The following is an 18,758-nucleotide window of genomic DNA, read 5'->3' on the forward strand; positions in this document are numbered from 1 at the left end:
ACCCCGACACCAAGCCTGAACGTGCTCCCTCTACGTTCCGGGCCGTCAACCCAGCGCAATCTGGTGGAAAGCTGGCCGCAAAAGAAGTGATAAGCATGACAAGTTAGTCGAACTACACCCACGTAGCCATGCCGGCGGTCTGCCGTTGCTGGGAAGAACTGGCTCGGCCGCTGCGTATAGCGTATACCCGACGCGGCAGCTTTTTTCTCCGTTGCGTACTCGACATTGTCACCTGTGGAACATTCGAACGTGCCTCTCGGCATCGACTGACGGGTTGAACCAGAGCGCACCTGTAAGGTCTTTCCCCGCCAAGTGGGACCGGGCGAACTGACGTTCTGGATCCGAACTGTTCGCCGGCTGATGTACGGGGCGGACCGTCACTTTTCAAAAAAGGAAATCCCTGTACCCTCCATGCATGAGGGCGCGGCCACGAGAGACAGCGCGGCGAATGCGGTCGCGCAGATGATCGCGAGGATCCCTCCAGTCGGCATGGACGCGCTGTTGACCAATCAGCGCTTCGGCGAGCTCGCGATGTGACGCCCCAGCAAGTGAGCCGTCGAGCGCACGAAGAACGAAGGTCAAACGAGGACCCCGCTTTTCTGGCGGGAATAAGCGGGCAGGAAGCTGTTGACCCACATTTAGACGATTGAGGGACTCGATCGCCCTAAGACGGTGCTTCGAAAGGGTCTCGGGCCAGATGGCCTCGGTACGGAGGCAAACGGGGTGCAAGATATCCGCGCCAGAGACGGCGAGTTGGAGCGTGTGCTTGGTATCCCGAAGAAGAACATGCTGGCCCTTGTCGGGGGCTAGCAGAACCGTCGAACGGCACGGCAATGCCGAGAGCTCGAACGGCGCTGTGCCCGACCACGCGGACAGCTGTTCTGCAATGACCGGCAGCACATGAGCGCACCATAGCGGAGACCAGAATACGACCGAATTGCGCCCATGAGACTCGGCGAAACAGAACACCCCAGCGTGACAGTTCGCAGGCCACGGTGACCACATTGAGAAAAGGTCGGTACGACAAAGTATTGGCCTGCCGGCTTGCTGTGGTCACATCAGGCTGGAATGCTGGATTCCGGCGTAAGAACTCCCAGGCCCATTCGCGCGGCGTCAGAGCTGAGGTGTAATCGTATGATCTTTCATCGCGCCAATCAGCCCCATCGGCGCCATTCACGAGAACTGCAGGCATCATTTTGCTCCCCTGCCAGCCCCCAGGCAGGTCGAAACATCATGCCGGTTGGCAAAGCACCGGCGCAGGGGCCACCAGACCTCGACGAATGCGTTTCGTCGAAGCTGTTGCGGTCGGCACCGTTCAGGGCCGAACACGCCGGCAAATAGCGGCGACATGACCGAACCAGCGCAGCCAGCACGGCCCGAGCTGGCCAAGTGAGTTGGCTCGCCGCCAGTGGCCGGTTCCTGCGCCGCATTCCTGACGTTCCTTGAAGACCGCGTGCCGCAGCGGTGGGTTTCTAGTTGATTGTGCGCAGGTCGTCGTAGCGCCAGCGATATAAGCTTGGCCATGGAGGTCTCCTGGGGGAAGTTCCCCGCCATTGGAGACCAAGATTCACGCTAGGGCATCCTGTATAGTTGTACAGGTGAAGGCGACTGCTCAGAGGACCGAAAAACAGACCGGCGAGGCCCGCAATCGCTTCTTGGGTGGTGCTCACGCCGGGGTTTTCAGAGCGCTGTGGAATGCAGCGGCTGAGCTTCGCTTGCCCCTGGATGCCGCTGATTTCCGAGGCAGACTTGTCCCCACTGCCCTTGGTCCGGGTGTACTGTCAAGCGAAGTAAGGATTCGGCTCCTTGGGCGAAACGAAGACTGATCTCATCTGCTTGCGGTTTCGTGGTCTCGAGGCCGTCGCAAGGCCGGAGTGACGCTTTTCGCGACGTCGGGAGCTGTGACCGCGGATGGTGATCACCGAAGCGGGCGAGCAAGGCGTTTGCTGTCACGCAATCGCGAAACACAGCTGCGCGCCCACCGAGCGGTCGGAGGTGGGCCTATGCCAAGGGCGTCGTTCTCCATTTCTGCGCAAGTACGCAACCTCATTGTGTGACTTAAGATAAATCTTCGTGAAAATGGATGCGCCTCTCGGCGGGTTTTATCAGCCTTCTGCATTTCTGAAACAATATTTTTGCAGAGATTTACCAGAATTTTATCCAAGTAATGAGTATTCTTGGAATCAAGCTGCACGTTCCATCTAGGAACCATACTGCACCTTCTTTAGGTGCCCCTAACTTTAAGTTTTTAGAAACAAGGCATCTGCTTATGCACATCTTAGAAACGCCACACCTATTCCTGAGGCCGCCGTCGCATAGCGACGAGCTTCTTTTGCATGGCCTTCGTAGCGATCCGTTCGTGGTTAACGCCAGGGGTGGACTCGCTCCGACGATTGAGCAGTCGAAAGCTGCACTATTTGAGTTCATTAATCATTGGCAGAACAATCGTTTCGGCTTATGGATGCTGTTCGTCAAAGATCCAGACCAAGGCAACAAATTCGCTGGCTACTGTGGGTTGGCTCGCAGCGGCCTGTACCTTCCAGAAGATCCGAATAATGTTGAAATAGTAACTTGTCTCAACCTTGCGGCTTCGGGAAAGGGGATAGCAGTCGAGGCCGGCAGGGCGGTTGTCCAATTTGCTTTTGAATATTTAAAACTGGAGAAAGTGACTTCATTCGTTCGACCAACGAACATACGTTCGCTTCGTAAGAACATTAAGATAGGATTTTTCTATGTTCGCGACCGTATACATGACAACAATACAATGAGATATTTAGAGGTTTACCCAGAAACAGCCGTAAAAGCTGATCAATTACTTTTTTTCGATGACGCAAAATAGACTTTATGCCGAACAGTAGCGCTGCGACCGAGTCGGCATTTCGGTGTTCGCTTAACCTCGAAGGACTTGGGAACGTGCTTCATACCGACGTGTCCGCGGGCAAGCCGTTGCGAAGAACGGGTTGAATGGGATTGAGTGCTCCCGTGCAGCCTGGGCCGGCCTCTGGACCTTTTCAGCCAATGCCGGCGCTGAGCGCACCAGACCTCGATAGAGGCATTTCGTCGAACCGTGTGCCATCGGCACTGTCGAGAGTAGAAGGCGCGCGCACCACGCATCCAGGCCGTCGCATCCGCATAGCGGCAGCCACCCCGGCCTGTGCAGGCCAACGCAATTGATTTCAAGTCCGTGATCGGCTCGTGAGACCCGTGCCAGATTTTCCTTGAGGGGCAGTGGGCGCCGCGGTGGATTGCACGCTGGTTATGGGCAAGTTGTCATAGCGCTAGCGCTATAAGGTCAGTGATCGGGAGGTCTCCTGGGGGAATTTTCTCTCATGGACTCTACCGCCCCTCCTGAACCCGCGTATCGCATATCGGACGGCGGCCCGACATCACCCCAACCTGCCTTGGCGACCAGTCCACTGCATTCGCCCGAACAGCTTGCTGGCTTGATCGACAGACTTCAAGAATCCAATCAAGGGGACGGTGCAGGCCGAGATTGCGGTAGAGCTTGGGCAACCCTCAGATCGCCCAAGCGGCGTCCAATTCCTTGCCTGGCTCCGGTTTTTGCCGCCGGCGGGGTCTAAACCCACAGGTGGCAGCCGGTCTTCGTCGCTCACTCGTCCATCGCATCATGGTGGCCGCCATTGACTCGCATACGCGAAGCCTTCCGGAGCGAAGATGTCGGCGGCCAACCAAATTCCTTGTGAGCTGCACGGTGTCAGCTATCGGGCCTGAGTTGATCCGGTGATTACGCGGTGCACTCGTTGTCGCATTCGCGACGATGTCTGACATCTGACACGGCGCTGTCAGAGCGATCGCATTGTTCCGTAAGGGCTTCCGAGTTGGCACGAGAGCTGCGGTCCTATGTGCAGGAGCACTGCGACGCCACCGGTTGGGAAGAACTCATCCATGATCACGCTTTTCGAACATGCGGACACCGCCGCAAACATTGGGCCGTCTCGAGCGGACGAGAGCCCTTCCGCTTTCATTTCTCAGGTCTTTCGGTCATGAGCGAATTCGATTTTCGCCCAACGCTGAATGCGCCCGACGATGACCCCCATCTTTGGCTCGAAGATGTAGAAGGCGAACGGGCACTTGCGTGGACCGCCAGCCAGTCGGCAAAGACCCTGAAGCACTTCGCGGGAACGCAGTTCGAGCGCGACCGGGCGGCGCTTAGAGTGATGTTCGACCGTTTCGACAGGATTCCGCTCGTCACGCGCCGCGGTCAGTACCTCTATAATTTCTGGCAAGATGCCGGAAACCCGCGCGGGTTGTGGCGCCGGACCACCCTTGCCGCTTACATGAATGCGGATCCCCAGTGGGAGCTACTGGTCGATCTGGACGCCCTGGCCGCTAGCGACGGAGAAGACTGGGTCTGGGGCGGCGCGTCGATCGAGCCTGAGACGCGCGAAAGAGCCGTCTTGCGCCTGTCGCGCGGGGGCAGCGACGCGGTCGTGCATCGCGAATTCGACCTTAGCTCTTTGAGCATTGTCGCCGACGGGTTCAATCTCCCAGAGGCCAAGGGCGGGATAAATTGGCTCGACCCTGACACGCTTCTGCTTTTCAGTGCGCTTGGTCATGACATGGCCACCCGTTCCGGCTTCGCGCGGGCCGTGCGGTTGTGGAAGCGTGGCGCCGATCCCCTCACCGCGCCGGTAATCTTCAAGACGGGTTCCGAATCCCTAAGCGTGTCTGGTCATCTGGACCGCACGGTCGAGAACGAGCGCCTTTGGTTCATCGAGAATACTGGCTTCTTCAAGCAGATAGTCCAAATCGGCGACAGGAGCGGGCCGAAGCTTGAGATCAACCTTCCTCGGGATGCCTGGTGGGCCAGCTTCGGTGATTGGCTGGCGGTAAAGCCGCGCAAGCCCTGGACAGTGAGAGGGACCACCCATCCCGCGGACGCGCTGATCGGCATCTCGCTTTCTTCTTTCATCGGTGGCGAACGCCGTTTCAGCACCCTGTTTGAACCGGGCGAGAGGCGCTGTCTGCAGTCATTCTTCTGGAATGACGGGAAGCTCATTGTCGCCTACCTCGAGAACCTCGCTCCGCGTTTCGAGGTGTTCACCCCGGGTCGCCAGGAATGGACGCGCCGAGCCCTGGACACGGTGCCCGCGCAAGGGACCGTCCACCTCTGGTCCCTCGATGCGGCAGATCACGAGACCAATGGAGAGGTCCTCGTTTCGGCTCAGGACCCGATCACACCGTCGCAACTGCTCCTACTCGATCTCAATGATGCGCCGCCTCTTGGCGCTCCAGTGGTCCTGAAGCGCAGCCCGGAGAATTTCGACGCATCCGGACTGGTGGTCACGCGCCACGAGGCAGTCTCGATCGATGATGAATTGATTCCCTATATGCAGGTCGGTCCGGCGAACGGGAACGGAGATGCCCCGGTTCACCTTTCCGCGTATGGCGGGTTCGGCATATCGCTCCTGCCCCACTACAACTCCTCGCTCGGCAAGCTGTGGCTCGAACGCGGCGGCACGTGTGTGGTGGCAAATATCCGCGGGGGCGGCGAGTTCGGCACCCGCTGGCACGATGCCGGACGGAGGGAGGGCAAGCGTCTCGCCCATGACGATTTCGCTGCCGTAGCAGCCGACCTCGTACGAAGGGGCATCACACTACCGAGGCGGATTGCCGCTGAGGGCGGCTCGAATGGCGGCCTGCTGATCGCCAACATGCTTACTCGCTATCCCGAGCATTTCGGCGCGCTGTTCTGCACGGTTCCGCTTATCGACATGCGCCGCTACACCAAGCTCCTGGCCGGCGCGAGCTGGATCGACGAATATGGCGATCCGGACAAGGCTGAGGATTGGGCTTTCCTGAAGGAAATCTCCGCCTATCACGCCGCCACGCCGGGACAGCCCTATCCGCCGATCCTGCTCGCCACCACGAAGCGTGACGACCGCGTTCACCCGGGCCACGCGCGCAAGATGGCCGCAAAGCTGCAGGCCCTCGGCTATCCGGCTTATTTCTACGAGCCCGTCGCAGGCGGGCACGGGCACGGTAAAGACAATCGGGAGCGCGCTGGATTCATTAGTCTTGGCATCAATTTCCTTCGCAGCGCGATCGGCTGGCACGCCGATAGCTTTCACAAAGGATCGGGAGCTCGGGGAGAGCGAACTTCGGATGACTGAGTACAGGTCGAGGGGTGCGGCAAAGGTGCAAAATAATGCGAGCACGGTTTGCGCAAATGCGCCCCCGTACGCTGTCGACCTCAATCAATACTGCAGGACTATCGCAGTCTACCATTTTCTGAAGAGCAAGGAGCAATATCATGGGATCAAATAAATGAAACTGGCGCAGGGAGTAGTAACGGCCGTTGTCCTGATGCTGCTGGCACAGCAGGTTGTCGCGACGAGTCATCCACAAGTACCTGCGCCTCCCCGCCTCCCCCGTCCCGTTGCGCTTACCCGTGCCCGTCTACGACACCAATCTAGGAGTCAAGCTCTTGGCATATCCGCCTGCGCTCCTCGGGGGACCACATTCGGCTAGGTTAATACGGTGCCTATCCGGTTGCTTCTGCGGGACCAGCCCGGGCGGGCACAGCTACGGCAGGAATCCGACCCGGGCGCGTTCATTGGCTTAGGCGACATTTTGCTTGGCGGCGCGATCGGCTGGCACGCCGGTAACGTGTATGGACGACCGGGAGCACGACGAAAGCAAGCACGAACGAAGGAGCACAGGTCGAGGACTGCGACAAAAGCAATAACGCGATCACAGTTGGTCAGAATGCGCGCACAGCTCCATCTATCTTAATCAAATAGACTAGTTGCATGATAATTCGTTAGTTCTGAAGAGCAAGAGATATCAGTCAACAAAGCGAATGAACCTGCGCGGGCAGCAACAGCGGCTGTCGTCCTGATGCTGATCGGACAGCAGGCGGTCGCGTCAGACCTTCCAGAACCGTGCGGCCCCGACGAGGGTCCTTCGGTCGCGGAATGGCCAAGCCCTGGCAGATCCGCCTGCGCGCTTTGGGGGTCATCACTGGGGATTCGGGCTACGTCAATGGGGTGTCTGGCTCCGGTCTTTCCTATTCGAACACGGTGACGCCTGAACTCGATATTCTCGGACAACGTCGCCGCCGAACCCATACTCGGCGCCACCTTTGCCAACATCAATGGCCAAGGCTCGATGGGGCTAGGCAAGGTTGGTAAGGTTTGGCTGCTGCCGCCCACGCTCACATTCCAGTATCATTTTACCGATTTCGGCGCCTTCAAGCCCTATGTCGGCGCCGGCGTGAACTATACGATCCTTTATCAAGGCCGGCAGCGCCGATGATCTCAAGGTCAAGAACACCTTCGGCACCGCGCTGCAGGTCGGGTTCGACTACAAGCTCGACCAGCACTGGGGCGTCAACTTCGACGTGAAGAAGCTTTTCCTGAAGCCGGACTTCGAAGTCACCGTGGCCGGTAACAGCCAGACGGGCAAGGCGGAGCTCGATCCCTGGCTGATCGGCGCAGGTGTCACGTACCGATGATACCGCGGCCTCGTGAGCGCTTTGAGCCAACGGGCCCCCTCAGGCGCCCGTTAGCGTTCCCCCTTCCTCGGGTTAGTTTCAGTTTCCCGTGACGACTTCTGCAGAACGCCCAGCACAAGGACGCCTGTCGAGGTACGCGATCAGCATGCGTCGCGCCCACCTTTGATCAGAACGTCGTAACCTCGACTGTAACGTCGTAGCGCTGGTTCTCTCAGTCACCTTGCCCGCGAGCCCCGCCGAACACTCATCGGCAAAGGGCTGGCGGCGATAGCTGGTCGCCCCGGGGGAGATCGGACCTCCAGTGAGAGCCAGTGAGCGCCGTCAGGCGCTGGCTCCTAGTAATTACATGAACCGCCACTTCAGGCCTGTTTGTCGGGCCGTACCAGATCCATGTGGCTGACGCCGAGCGCCAACGCCAGTTCATAGATCGTGATGATCGTCGGATTTCTTCGGCCCTTCTCCAAACCGCTGATGTACTGCTGGCTGAAGCCGGAAATGTCGGCAAGCTGCTCCTGGGTCAGACGCTTCCTTTGCCTGATCCGCTGCACATTCCGTCCGATCAACTTGCGCATATCCATGCACGCAAGCCACCGGATCAGGCGACTTGAGTTTATCAACTATAATATGTAATTCACATTTTGCCGGGAGAGAAGTCGCCGAGGCGATCATCTGGAGCTAGGATCAGCAATGTTACAGCCTAAATCGGACATGGCGATTACCGACGAAGTGCCCTGGTCAGACGGCATCACAGCCTACGACAAGGAGCACTTTACAACCTACATGAGGCTCCTCGATGCATCCGGCGACGATGCTAGCGAAGAGGAAATGGCACATCTGATCCTCGGCATTGATCCGAGACGAGAACCGGAGCGTGCGAGGAAGGCTGTTCGCAGTCATCTCGACCGTGCAAACTGGGTGATGACAAGCGGGTACAAGGAATTGTTCGACAGCTGAGAAATTGCGCAGTGCTCGCCCAGTGGCCGCCACTGCTTCGGCTACAGCCCCCTCCTCGGCGCCTGATGAGGCATCCAGGAACGGCCAACGGCAGCCTCAATTCGGTTCATGGGCATCGGTTTTGGCCGGTTGGGGGTCTGATGCGACAAAAGGAATCGCGTTCCGTTTGGATGGGCAGTAGCCACAGCAGCACGTCATCGAGTGCCGCTCCTCCCACGAGTAACAACTGTGTAGGTTTTCGGCGAAGCTGGATGTTCAAATACCGGGCGCCCGCCACGGTTGACGCTTGACGTCAGCAGTATGGGGCGAGCTATTCTCATAGCCATGCAACGCGGACTAGCGTCGGAACGAGACGCCGACTGAGCCCTTTGAGTGCAAAGTGTGACGGGAATATACGACTGCATCGCGCCTGACTGCGCCGGGCGGCAAAGGGACTCAGCATCCCTTCGCCGCTGTTAAAATGCTGCGACCGATGACCCGAGCACAGCGGACCAAAGAGCTACTCAGAGGATCGAGCTCCCTTGGGACCCCAAAAGGGCTATGGCTTGATTTTGCGTGCGCACGCCCAGCTTCTTCTTGGCATTCTCCAAATGGAATGCGATGGTGCGCGGCTTAATGCCCAAGATGCGGCCGGTTACCCAGGCCGAATTGCCGCGCGCTGCCGACCGCAGGCACATATATTCGCGCGATGTCAGCAAGATCCCATCCACGGTTCGATCGCCCGGCAGTTTGCGGCGAACGCAGCGATGAAAGCAGGTGGCCATCAGCTGAAGAGCTTGTTCGTACCGCTCGATGACCCGAAGAAATACTGGACGAGGCTCATCGGCGGCGAACGTAACCGCGGCAGTGCGGCCTCGTAGATCGACGATTGGGATCGTCAATCCGCAGCGGATGCTGAATCGGGCCGCCTCATCAAATAGCTGCTGTTGAGCCGGCGACATCTTACCGCCCCACAAATCCGATCCCCATTGAAACGGGCGGCCGCCATTTCGAGCACGCAAGATGACAGGATCGAGCTTCTCATACTGATTTTCCAGATACTGCATGGCCCAGCGAGGTGGGTAATTCGAAATTAGCCTTGGCTTGCCGGAAGGCAGTGATGGCAAAGACAGGTACGCAAAAGAGAGTAGGTCAAATCTTGCCGCCGCCTCAGCCAAGGCTTCCCGGAAATCTGCTTCATCGACACTCTGTGACAGTCTTTCAAGGAATGTCTCGAAAACAAGTGGCATGTCCCTCGTCATAGTCGCGCTCGCTTCTTCCTCTTTCTGCACGCCTCCCGGCCGCCGCGTGCATGGCCGGACAACTGTCATTGACTTCGCAGGCGTCTCGGAGCTGATCAGCAGATATGGCCACACTGGGTTTGAGGTGTGAGAATTCACCGCCGCGATTGTTCTGCTGCAATCGATGATTGAGGACGATATCTTCGGCGTGGCCGCTCCGTTGAATGGTGGGGATGGCGCGCTGCAATGGTGTAAAGTCGCGTCTAAGTTTCGATCTGCATCCTAATACGCAAATCATCTTTGAACGCCTGATTTCCGGCCGCCCTTAATGATGGTGATGGGGTGAATCAAAAAGGGCGCCCTGCCGGCGGGGAGGTACACCGGCAGGGCGCGCCGCACAAAGGCCCTGGTTGTTGGGGGACAGGACAGTGGCGGCAGAACTGGTCGGTTACAACTTGCGAGTAAAGTGGTCCGGAGCATGCTCAGGATCAGATGTCTTGAATTCAACTATTTGGTTTGCTCGGCGCAACAGAATGCAGTCAAGCCAGCATCACCCAAGGACGGCCCCTGACGCAGCCGGATCTTTACGACTGGTCCGTGCAGAGTTTTCATGGGATGATATGACAGCATTCTGGCACATGGTCACGCCAGTGCTCAATCCCGTCGCCTTTGGAAGATCATACGGCACCCTCAGCCTTCAGCGCGCGATATGTGGCATCGACTGATTTCGCGGTCGCACCGACGATGATGTCGATCTCTTTTCGGGTAATGATCAGAGGTGGCGCATAGCCGAGGATGTCGCCATGCGGCATGGCCCGTCCGATCACACCATTTTCAAACAGAGCAGCTGCAGTGCGCACCCCGACCTGAAGGTCAGGATCGAATGGTATCCTTTGTTTCGGGTCCCGCATCATCTCTACCGCGGATAGGATACCCACTCCGCGAACTTCGCCGACGATGGGATGTCCCGCCAGTTCGGCTTTCATGCGGGCCTGCCAGTACGGTCCGACATCCTTCACATGTTCCAGGATGTTTCTTTCTTTTAGCAGTCGAATATTGGCAAGCGCGGCCGCAGCACAAAGCGTGTGACCGGAATATGTCCATCCATGGCCAAGTGCGCCGTGCTTCTCAGTTCCTTGTTCCAAAACCGACCAGACTCGGTCGCCAATGATCGACCCGGAGATGGGGAGGTAGGCGGAACTCAGCCCCTTGGCGATGGTCACGAAATCCGGACGCATGTTATACAGGTGAGAACCGAACTTCTCGCCGGTCCGCCCGAAGCCGCAGACCACTTCATCAGCGATCAGAAGGATATCGTACTTATCGAGCACCGCTTGAATGGCCGTCCAGTACCCTGTGGGGGGCGGCACAATACCTCCTGTCCCAAGTACCGGCTCTCCGATAAAGGCTGCAACCGTTTCTGGTCCTTCAGCCAGGATCAAGGCTTCAAGCTCATCGGCACAGCGCCGGGAGAAAGCTTCCTCGCTCTCCTCGATGCGCGCCTGGCGGTAGTAGTGTGGCGTGGTGGTATGGCGCACCAAATCCAGAGGCAGGTCGAAGAAATTGTGAAAAAACGGAAGGCCGGTCAGGCTACCGGTGACCAGCCCAGATCCGTGATAGCCGCGATTTCGCGAGATGATCTTTTTCTTTTCGGGCCGGGCGAGGATATTATTATAGTACCAGACCAGCTTGATGTTGGTTTCGTTAGCGTCGGAACCAGAGAGGCCAAAATAGACCCTTCGCATGTTCTGACCGAAATACTCGACCACGGCCTCTGCCAAAAGGGCGACCGGCTCCGTACCTTGGCTGGCATAGACGTGTGCGAACGGCAATTCGTGCGCTTGCCTGGCAATAGCCTCGGCGATCTCCGTGCATCCATAACCCATATTCACGCAGTAGAGGCCTCCGAAACCGTCGAGGCTCCTTCGGCCTTCGGTGTCCCAGATATAAACGCCTTCCGCACCGGCCATGATCCTATTTGGCGTTTCGCCTCGGCTGTGCTTGGCCAGATGCGTAGAAGGATGAAAGACGAAGCTTCTATCCTTCTCCCGGAGTTGCTCGGTTCCCAGATTGCTCAAGCGCATGTCCCTCTCCTCGCGATACAATGGCGGGGGCATTTGGCCGGCCAGCTCATTGGCAAGCAGTATACCGGAAACACCGCTGGAATTTCGCGGGAATGGATGTTTTTTGCAGACGAATTCGCGGAATCGGGATCAGATGCCGTGGAAATCAACTGAGCTGGTGTACCTTTGCCTGGACTGGGCCCGTTTGGACCGGACAGTCGGCTAATGTGGGAGGCTTAGATATACTCAAGCACAGGCGGCTGACGAATATCGACGGATTGAATTGCAGCGGCTGCGGTGGGATCTGACGAATCTTTGGAGTTCAGAAGTGCGGGGCTTGAAGAGCACGTTCGCGACCTCGAGCGGCTTCCCGGCCGCAAGACCATGCAAGTGGAGATCCTCAAGGACGCGCTGGCCGGGTCGGACTCAAAATAAACCGACTTGCGGCGCTTGTTGCAGCCGAGGGACAGTTCCCGATGAAGGCCGTTGCCGAGACCCGCGGTGGCGCGGCCCATCTCCATGACAAGGGTGCGTCGCCCGGTGAAGCCGCGCGGGCCTTACCGCAAACGCGTCCGCGGCTCCAGGACCCACTCTAGAGATTTCTTGCGTATATGTCTGGTCGGGCTCGCCAAGGCTCGACACCGGTGTCTTCACACCAATAGACTTTCCCGTCGCTGAGCCAGAAATGGCTTAGGCATCCTTTGGTTCTCCAAACGGAGGGATGCAACGTTGGCCGGCCCTCCACGCTCACCTCAATGCGCCACCTGGGGTTATGTGGCGCGTGGGTTGGCAATGAAACCACATCGCCACACCCACAGGGACACCTAAAGAGTGCCCAGTATGGTCGGCCTTTATGCACGACGCTTATGAACTGTCCCGGCCGAACCGCGTCATTCGGCGGCGTTTTTTCAACCACATCATTGCGAGCGAAAGATACGTCCGCGAGCGATGCCTCAGAAGGAACTCGGTCCGCCGGTGTTTTTGGACCACGTGGACCGAGAATGATTTCCTCTGCCCACCGTAGGAAACTTAACAACCAAGACCACATGCGAATCAACACAGCTTGCCGAGTGACGGCATACCGAGCCGGTAGCCATTCTCGCGTGCGAGCAATAAACCGTCTGGACCGCAGCAAAAACAACCAGCGTTGTCTTTTGGCATATTGCTGTAAATTACCATGTGCACGAAATCGTACCATATATTGTCGCGGCGAATGTCGCTCGCAAGCCGCCGATAGGGGCGCACCAGATCAAACAAGGTCGCTACGGCCATGTCGGCGGTCGCACTGGTGAAGGGACCTACTCCGGGCGCCCGCTCCCCGCCCCCGATCAGATAATACTCTTCCCGGAGCGTCTCTGGATCCAGCTCCGCCAGCTCCGGACGCGCCTTCAGTGCACTCTCGTAATCGAGCTTTTCCTCGGTGACGACGCCTTGGCATCTTAAGCACCCACCAGATTCGGGAAGAACTGTGCTAACCCGCCCTCTATGATCACGTAGGTACGGCTGACGGTCCTGGTCAAGACCAATATTGCCTGTGAGCCCGCAGTCGATGAGTCCTTGGCAGTAATAGTAAACCGCCTGATTGAGAATTTCTCTCCCAGCGACATCATCAGTACAACCGAACACCAAGTCGGCGCTGGAAATGGCATCGACCGCTTCTGGAGACTCGTTCACATACCCCTCAATGGCAACGACAGTCACTCTCAGGCCCAGATCCCGAACATATCGGGCTAACGTAGCAGCTTTGCTCTCGCCTACATCGCAGCGGCGATATCCGCGAACGCGGTTGAGATTGCTAGCTTCGAGCAAATCGCCGTCTACAATGATGAGTTCGCCTACACCCGCGCGAGCGATAAGTGTGGCGACTGAAGACCCTGTTCCCCCTCCTCCGACGATTGCTACGCGCAACGATCTGAGCTTCTCGTTGAATGGTTCGCCAAATGCAGCTTCTTGTCGCTTTAGCACTTCCGATGGTGCAGCATCGACCTTCTTGCCGATGTGAACTGACAGCTGCGTCCCGAGCACACACACATGCCGGACGTCAGCCACTCCGTGAGGGGCCGCACCCGTCCGAACTCTGGCACGCCAATGTCCGTCGGCCAAAATCATCGCGACAAGTGATACCTCAGGGCCATTGCAGCCAGCGTATCCCCTCAGAATGCTTTGTTCGTTCTGATCATCCTTCGTCGAGAAATCCAGAGCGCCCCTTGGGTGACTGTGGACAAACCCCAGCTCAAGCCGCTCCTGCTCGCAGCGAAAGTAGATATCTTGGAACTTGCGGAGATTGATGCGCAAGTGCACCGGGGAGCTGTCCAGCACCCAGTCGCCATCCATCTCAATCGCGTCAACGGCCACAAAACGCGTTGACGGCGGCAGACCCAGTACGGTTCTCTCAATTTTGCGGAAGAGGACGAGCGCGCCCCGCTCGTCACGGTCGGGGTGCCCGGTCAACCAGCTCTTGAGCCTATCGTCGAGGGAACCGATAATCGAAATCCGATATCCGTTCATGAACGCCTCGCGTCCGGGTACTTAAACGCCCATGAGATCCGGTCCATAATTGTCTGGACGTCGTCGACCTTTGGCTTCCAGGCATTTTTATGCCAGTGTCTGGACCACCGGCAAAACACTGTCGCCTTGTGCGTACGCGAATCCTCATTGGAACCAGGTCCGCCAGTATTTGGTATTGGCTTGCCGTCAGCCCGGTGAAGTCGTGGGTGAACCCAGAACATGTCCCCACCCGAGCTATTGTAATTCTGCGGAATCTCATACAACACATCGACAGCGTTTGCAGATTTTGCATCTGCCAGGTAAACCCCTTTCGGCAGCGGAAATCTTTTGAATATTAGGAAACGGGCGCCCTCCTCTTCTTCAAAATTGACGCCGGCTTTGTGGAGTGTCTCGTAATCAGAATCGAACAACAGGGGCATTATTCAATTCCGGCTTCGGAACTTGCATCCTGCGCGTAGAACTTTTCGATCCCCGGTGGCAGCAAGTCGATCGGGTCCTCGTGCCCAACTAACTGGCCAGGCTGGCCTGGCCTTTTCACATAAAGGTCCATGCTATCCGGTATGCCAGGGCCTACGCCTCGCACCTCGGCGCCGGTTATGAACCGGTTGTCCCAATCGTAATTTTCGTTTTCGATTTTGAACTTGAACTTCTCTTTGGCAGCCATGGATCCGTCTCTCGCAGTTGCTTGGTTTCAAGATATCTCAGGCGCGCACATCCCTCTTCTCCCGTTGATTACGGGCAGGCTCGACCAGTTGCCTCTTATACGGGAAGCGCTCCTTCGGGTTTCACGGGAATGCGCGTGTTTCGCCACGGAATTCGCGGAATGGAGGTCCAAACCCGCGGAATCAGGCCTGGGCGTCTACCGCTGTCTTAGTGAGGACAAGGGGATCGGTGCATTCGATTTCACAGGTTTGGTCACCACAAGGCTGTAATATTGATCAATCCCCAGCCCTGCCTGCAGCAGCCCCTCCATAAAATCTTGATAGGTAGCCATGGAAAGTGTTGCGACGCGCATCAGATAATCGATCCTTCCCCCAATTGCCCAGCAATCCAAGATTTCGGGAAAATCTTGGATCGCGACCTCGAAGTGTCTTTGGTCCTCAAGGCGATGACGGTCCAGCACGACCTCCACCATTACAAAGACCATGCCGCCAATGAGGGCTGGACTGAGCCGTGCGTAGAATCCCTCAATAATTCCTTCGGCCTCGAGTGCACGGAGACGTTCCGAGCAAGCCGACGCCGAAAGATGGACGCGCTTCGCAAGCTCGCTTTTTGAAATCCTACCGTCTGACTGAATCGCTGAAAGAATGCGGATATCCCAGGCGTCCAGGCGCAGAGGATTGGGTTTTGCCTTCATGACTTCAGCTCTTATGCCGTTGCCGACACTGGAATTGGGTTGGAACGACCGGCTCTTGGTCACGAAGGGTTCAAACGCCGATGTTGCGTGCGATGCTGTCCGCAGCCATGCGCTTTCGCCACTCAAGAGGTCCGGAATCATGAATGGAGTTTCCCTCGACATCGACAGCTGCGATGACAGGCATGTCCTTCACCTCGAATTCATAGACAGCTTCCATGCCAAGGTCTTCGAAGGCCACAAGCCGCGCTGACTTAATTGATTTTGAGATCAGGTAGGCAGCCCCTCCCACCGCGATGAGATACGGCGTTTTGTATCTTGCAATCGACTGTATTGCCGCCCGCCCTCTCTCCGCTTTGCCCACCATCGCGAAAAGCCCGGTTTCGGCTAGTACCTTTTCCGTAAAATCGTCCATTCGGCTGGAGGTCGTTGGCCCAGCCGGTCCGACGACTTCATCTCCCACCGCGCGGACGGGTCCAACGTAGTAGATAACGCGTCCCTGCAGATCGAACGGAAGCGGCTTGCCGGCGTCGATCAACTCGACGATCCGCTTGTGGGCTGCGTCACGGCCCGTCAGCATCGTTCCGGATAAAAGGAGGGTTTCCCCGCAGCGCCACGATGCTGTCTCTTCCTTCGCCAGCGTATCAAGATTGATCCTGCGTACGCCGGCTGGCCTCAATTCGTCCGTTCCAATTTCGGGCCATTCGCTCAGATCGGGCGGCTGGAGTCGGATGGGTCCATAGCCGTCCAAAGTAAACTTCAGGTGCCGGTTGGCGGCACATTGCGGGATGAGGGCAACGGGCTTGGACGCCGCATGAGTAGGATAGGTCGCAACCTTGACGTCAACGACTGTCGTCAGACCACCAAGGCCTTGGGCCCCAATACCAAGCGCGTTGATCCGCTCATAAAGCTCAATCCGCAGCCCCTCCTCTGGGCTGGACGCTCCCCTGGCAATCAGTTCCACCATATCGATGGGCTCGTTCATGGCCTCTTTGGCCAGCAGCATCGCCTTTTCAGCGCTACCACCGACGCCAACAGAGATCAGGCCGGGGGGGCACCATCCGCTGCCGAGGGTCGCCACCGTGTCGACCACCCAATCGGCAACGGATGCGCTTGGGTTCAGAGTGGTGAAACGGGCCTTGTTCTCCGAACCGCCGCCTTTTGCCGCAATGGTGATCTCAATCTTGTTACCTTGCACAAGGTCAACGTGGACGACTGCCGGCGTGTTGTCACGGGTGTTCATCCGTCGGGCAAGCGGATCGGCAACAATTGATGCCCGAAGCGGATTGTCCGGGTCGAGATATGCCTGACGGACACCGTCATTCACGAGGTCTGCGAAACTGGCTGCTGAGTTGATGCGGACGTCCATACCGACCTTGGCGAAGCACACCACAAGACCGGTGTCCTGGCACATCGGCCGCCGTCCGAAGGCCGCCATGCGGGAATTAGCCAGGATCTGTCCGATGGCATTCTTCGCCGCTCGACTCTGTTCACTCACGTAGGCCTGCGAAAGAGACCGGATGTAATCTGGAGGATGGTAATACGAGATGTACTGAAGGGCGTCGGCAACGCTCCTTGTGATATCCTTGCCGGCGATGGTCCGTGTTCTACTTCCCACCGATTTCATCCAAATGAGCTGAGACCGTTGACCATTTTGAGGATTTGGAAGCTTCGCACCCCCTGTTCGCCGCCTTCATATCCGTAGCCACTCTGCTTGACTCCCCCATAGGGCGCGTCTGCCGAGACCCCTTTCAGGTAATTCACACTGACAGCGCCTGCCGAAAGGCCATTAATCAGCTTTCGCTGCGTATTGGCAGCGTCCGTGAAGAAATAAGCGGCCAAGCCATAATCGGTGGCGTTGGCCTCCTCAATCGCCTCCTCGAGCGCATCGAACGGCGCCACAGTGAGGATCGGTCCGAACGGCTCTTCATGAAGCACTCTCGCTTCCTTCGGTACGGCCGTCAGGATGGTTGGCGGCCAGTAAAAGCCCGGTCGGTCAAGGCGGGCGCCACCGGTTTGGATGCGGGCGCCTCGTTCGACCGCATCCTTGGTCAGGCGCTGCATTGCTTCTATTCGCCGGGCGTTCGCCATCGGACCCATGTCCGTTGCAGCGTCGTCTGGTAGGCCGATCCTGATCTTGCGGACCGCCTCCGTCATCCGGGACAGAAATTCCTCATAGAGGGACCGCGCGACAAGAATCCTGCTGGGCGCATTGCAGCTCTGGCCCGCGCACTCGAACTTGTATTCCGAAATAGCCGGTACGGCCTTTGCCAGGTCGGCATCCTCGCACACAATAACCGGGGAGTGCCCACCGAGTTCGAGGATGCAGCGCTGCAAATTATTCGCCGCGAGCATGGCCAGCTGTTTTCCAACAGCGGTTGAACCGGTGAAAGTTAAAACCTTCACGATTGGCGAACTGAGCAAATGCCGCGATATATGCACCGGCACACCGAAGACCAGATTGACCACGCCGTCCGGAACGCCTGCTTGGCGCAACGATTCAACAATATGGACTGCCACGCTCGGTGTCTCTTCAGCCCCTTTGAGGATCACCGGGCAGCCTGCCGCAAGCGCAGGGGCGAGCTTGCGGGCGATGAGAACGGCCGGATAGTTCCAAGGGGTAAAGGCAGCAACGACGCCAAGGGGCTCCGGGACGACCATCCGGTTCGGACCCATCGGAATCGGGGTCGACAGCTCCTCGGCATGTCTGCCGTTCCATTCCAGCGTTTCGACAGCGCGCACATACTCACCTGTCGCTTCGGCAATCGTCTTTCCCTGTTCGGCCGACAGGTCCCTGGCCGCGGCTCCAGCCCTCTCTGCTAGAATCCTGGCGGCTGCTACGAGGATCTCGCCACGATGTTTGGCTGGCCGCGAGGACCACGCCTTGCGGCTCCGTTCTGTCGAAGCGAGAGCCTCATCCAAATCCGACACGGTCGCCGAGGCCACCGAAGCAAATACCTTCTCCGTCGCCGGATTAACCACCGGCAATGTGGCTCTGCTACCGCCGGCTCGCCATTTGCCGTTGATAAAGAGGTGGTGGCTCCTAGCGTCGGACATCGCGCGCTCCACTTAGTGAAATATTCATGCCATACAAGCGCCGTTCGATGTCAAAAACACTGAACTCGCTTGAGCCAGTTTCATCGCGATGGTCGCGGAGGGTCAAATATCGATTAGTGCCGAAA

13 protein-coding genes and 2 pseudogenes are annotated in these 18,758 nt (G+C 57.8%); 5 read left to right on the plus strand and 10 right to left on the minus strand.

Features of this window, described 5'->3' with window-relative positions:
* Positions 1 to 384 precede the first annotated feature (384 nt).
* Entirely contained in the window at positions 385 to 1,005 is a 621-nt protein-coding gene (locus A9K65_RS30795; protein WP_084015906.1) for a DUF2285 domain-containing protein, read from the minus strand.
* A gap of 1,162 nt (positions 1,006 to 2,167) precedes the next feature.
* Here A9K65_RS30795 and A9K65_RS30800 point away from each other — a divergent pair.
* The 3 genes and pseudogenes from A9K65_RS30800 to A9K65_RS30810 all read left to right on the plus strand — a co-directional run bounded on the left by A9K65_RS30800 (position 2,168) and on the right by A9K65_RS30810 (position 7,477).
* The gene (locus A9K65_RS30800) at positions 2,168 to 2,839 is read left to right on the plus strand and encodes a GNAT family N-acetyltransferase (protein ID WP_084015908.1); all 672 of its coding nucleotides are present in this window, start codon (positions 2,168 to 2,170) and stop codon (positions 2,837 to 2,839) included.
* A gap of 1,165 nt (positions 2,840 to 4,004) precedes the next feature.
* Entirely contained in the window at positions 4,005 to 6,134 is a 2,130-nt protein-coding gene (locus A9K65_RS30805) for a prolyl oligopeptidase family serine peptidase (protein WP_064994204.1), read from the plus strand.
* A 727-nt stretch (positions 6,135 to 6,861) separates the two neighbouring features.
* Positions 6,862 to 7,477: pseudogene (locus tag A9K65_RS30810) on the plus strand (OmpW family protein).
* A 359-nt stretch (positions 7,478 to 7,836) separates the two neighbouring features.
* On the opposite strand, the gene A9K65_RS30815 reads toward A9K65_RS30810, so the two are convergent.
* Positions 7,837 to 8,055: a helix-turn-helix transcriptional regulator gene (locus tag A9K65_RS30815; protein WP_013533400.1), complete on the minus strand. Its 219-nt coding sequence runs from the start codon at positions 8,053 to 8,055 to the stop codon at positions 7,837 to 7,839.
* A gap of 109 nt (positions 8,056 to 8,164) precedes the next feature.
* Between A9K65_RS30815 and A9K65_RS30820 the strand changes: the two genes are divergently transcribed.
* The gene (locus tag A9K65_RS30820; RefSeq protein WP_064994205.1) at positions 8,165 to 8,431 is read left to right on the plus strand and encodes a DUF2285 domain-containing protein; all 267 of its coding nucleotides are present in this window, start codon (positions 8,165 to 8,167) and stop codon (positions 8,429 to 8,431) included.
* A 503-nt stretch (positions 8,432 to 8,934) separates the two neighbouring features.
* On the opposite strand, the gene A9K65_RS30825 is transcribed toward A9K65_RS30820, so the two are convergent.
* Together A9K65_RS30825 and A9K65_RS30830 are read right to left on the minus strand one after the other, a co-directional pair.
* Positions 8,935 to 9,672, minus strand: a complete 738-nt coding sequence (locus tag A9K65_RS30825; protein ID WP_064994226.1) for a LuxR family transcriptional regulator — start codon at positions 9,670 to 9,672, stop codon at positions 8,935 to 8,937.
* Between the two features lie 656 nt (positions 9,673 to 10,328).
* On the minus strand, positions 10,329 to 11,735 hold the full coding sequence (locus A9K65_RS30830) for an aminotransferase (protein ID WP_064994227.1): 1,407 nt from the start codon (positions 11,733 to 11,735) through the stop codon (positions 10,329 to 10,331).
* Between the two features lie 315 nt (positions 11,736 to 12,050).
* Here A9K65_RS30830 and A9K65_RS36225 point away from each other — a divergent pair.
* Positions 12,051 to 12,281: pseudogene (locus A9K65_RS36225) on the plus strand (IS3 family transposase); the annotation flags it as partial.
* Between the two features lie 486 nt (positions 12,282 to 12,767).
* Here the strand turns inward: A9K65_RS36225 and A9K65_RS30835 are convergent.
* From A9K65_RS30835 to A9K65_RS30860, 6 genes are all read right to left on the minus strand, one after another.
* Entirely contained in the window at positions 12,768 to 14,222 is a 1,455-nt protein-coding gene (locus A9K65_RS30835; protein ID WP_064994206.1) for a ThiF family adenylyltransferase, read from the minus strand.
* Positions 14,219 to 14,641: an E2/UBC family protein gene (locus A9K65_RS30840; RefSeq protein WP_064994207.1), complete on the minus strand. Its 423-nt coding sequence runs from the start codon at positions 14,639 to 14,641 to the stop codon at positions 14,219 to 14,221. Before A9K65_RS30840 ends, A9K65_RS30835 begins: the two co-directional genes overlap by 4 nt.
* Positions 14,641 to 14,886 carry a multiubiquitin domain-containing protein gene (locus A9K65_RS30845; protein WP_064994208.1) on the minus strand — a complete coding sequence of 82 codons (246 nt, stop codon included), beginning with the start codon at positions 14,884 to 14,886 and terminating at the stop codon, positions 14,641 to 14,643. The genes A9K65_RS30840 and A9K65_RS30845 overlap by 1 nt, the downstream gene beginning before the upstream one ends.
* Positions 14,887 to 15,081: 195 nt before the next feature.
* Positions 15,082 to 15,720, minus strand: coding sequence for an Lrp/AsnC family transcriptional regulator (locus A9K65_RS30850; RefSeq protein WP_224655964.1), 639 nt, complete (start codon positions 15,718 to 15,720; stop codon positions 15,082 to 15,084).
* Complete coding sequence (locus A9K65_RS30855) at positions 15,650 to 17,203, minus strand: fumarate hydratase (RefSeq protein WP_064994210.1); 1,554 nt, start codon at positions 17,201 to 17,203, stop codon at positions 15,650 to 15,652. Before A9K65_RS30855 ends, A9K65_RS30850 begins: the two co-directional genes overlap by 71 nt.
* A complete protein-coding gene (locus A9K65_RS30860) occupies positions 17,200 to 18,633 on the minus strand; it encodes an NAD-dependent succinate-semialdehyde dehydrogenase (RefSeq protein WP_064994228.1) in 1,434 nt (477 codons plus the stop codon). Before A9K65_RS30860 ends, A9K65_RS30855 begins: the two co-directional genes overlap by 4 nt.
* Positions 18,634 to 18,758: the final 125 nt, after the last annotated feature.

Source organism: Mesorhizobium sp. WSM1497, assembly GCF_001672455.2.
GTDB lineage: Bacteria > Pseudomonadota > Alphaproteobacteria > Rhizobiales > Rhizobiaceae > Mesorhizobium > Mesorhizobium ciceri.

Bases quoted from the DNA above. Each gene is read 5' to 3' on its own strand.
- A9K65_RS30795 (WP_084015906.1), bottom strand. From the start codon at position 1,005: ATGTGGTCACCGTGGCCTGCGAACTGTCACGCTGGGGTGTTCTGTTTC.
- A9K65_RS30800 (WP_084015908.1), top strand. From the start codon at position 2,168: ATGAGTATTCTTGGAATCAAGCTGCACGTTCCATCTAGGAACCATACT.
- A9K65_RS30805 (WP_064994204.1), top strand. From the start codon at position 4,005: ATGAGCGAATTCGATTTTCGCCCAACGCTGAATGCGCCCGACGATGAC.
- A9K65_RS30815 (WP_013533400.1), bottom strand. From the start codon at position 8,055: ATGGATATGCGCAAGTTGATCGGACGGAATGTGCAGCGGATCAGGCAA.
- A9K65_RS30820 (WP_064994205.1), top strand. From the start codon at position 8,165: ATGTTACAGCCTAAATCGGACATGGCGATTACCGACGAAGTGCCCTGG.
- A9K65_RS30825 (WP_064994226.1), bottom strand. From the start codon at position 9,672: ATGACGAGGGACATGCCACTTGTTTTCGAGACATTCCTTGAAAGACTG.
- A9K65_RS30830 (WP_064994227.1), bottom strand. From the start codon at position 11,735: ATGCGCTTGAGCAATCTGGGAACCGAGCAACTCCGGGAGAAGGATAGA.
- A9K65_RS30835 (WP_064994206.1), bottom strand. From the start codon at position 14,222: ATGAACGGATATCGGATTTCGATTATCGGTTCCCTCGACGATAGGCTC.
- A9K65_RS30840 (WP_064994207.1), bottom strand. From the start codon at position 14,641: ATGCCCCTGTTGTTCGATTCTGATTACGAGACACTCCACAAAGCCGGC.
- A9K65_RS30845 (WP_064994208.1), bottom strand. From the start codon at position 14,886: ATGGCTGCCAAAGAGAAGTTCAAGTTCAAAATCGAAAACGAAAATTAC.
- A9K65_RS30850 (WP_224655964.1), bottom strand. From the start codon at position 15,720: ATGATTCCGGACCTCTTGAGTGGCGAAAGCGCATGGCTGCGGACAGCA.
- A9K65_RS30855 (WP_064994210.1), bottom strand. From the start codon at position 17,203: ATGAAATCGGTGGGAAGTAGAACACGGACCATCGCCGGCAAGGATATC.
- A9K65_RS30860 (WP_064994228.1), bottom strand. From the start codon at position 18,633: ATGTCCGACGCTAGGAGCCACCACCTCTTTATCAACGGCAAATGGCGA.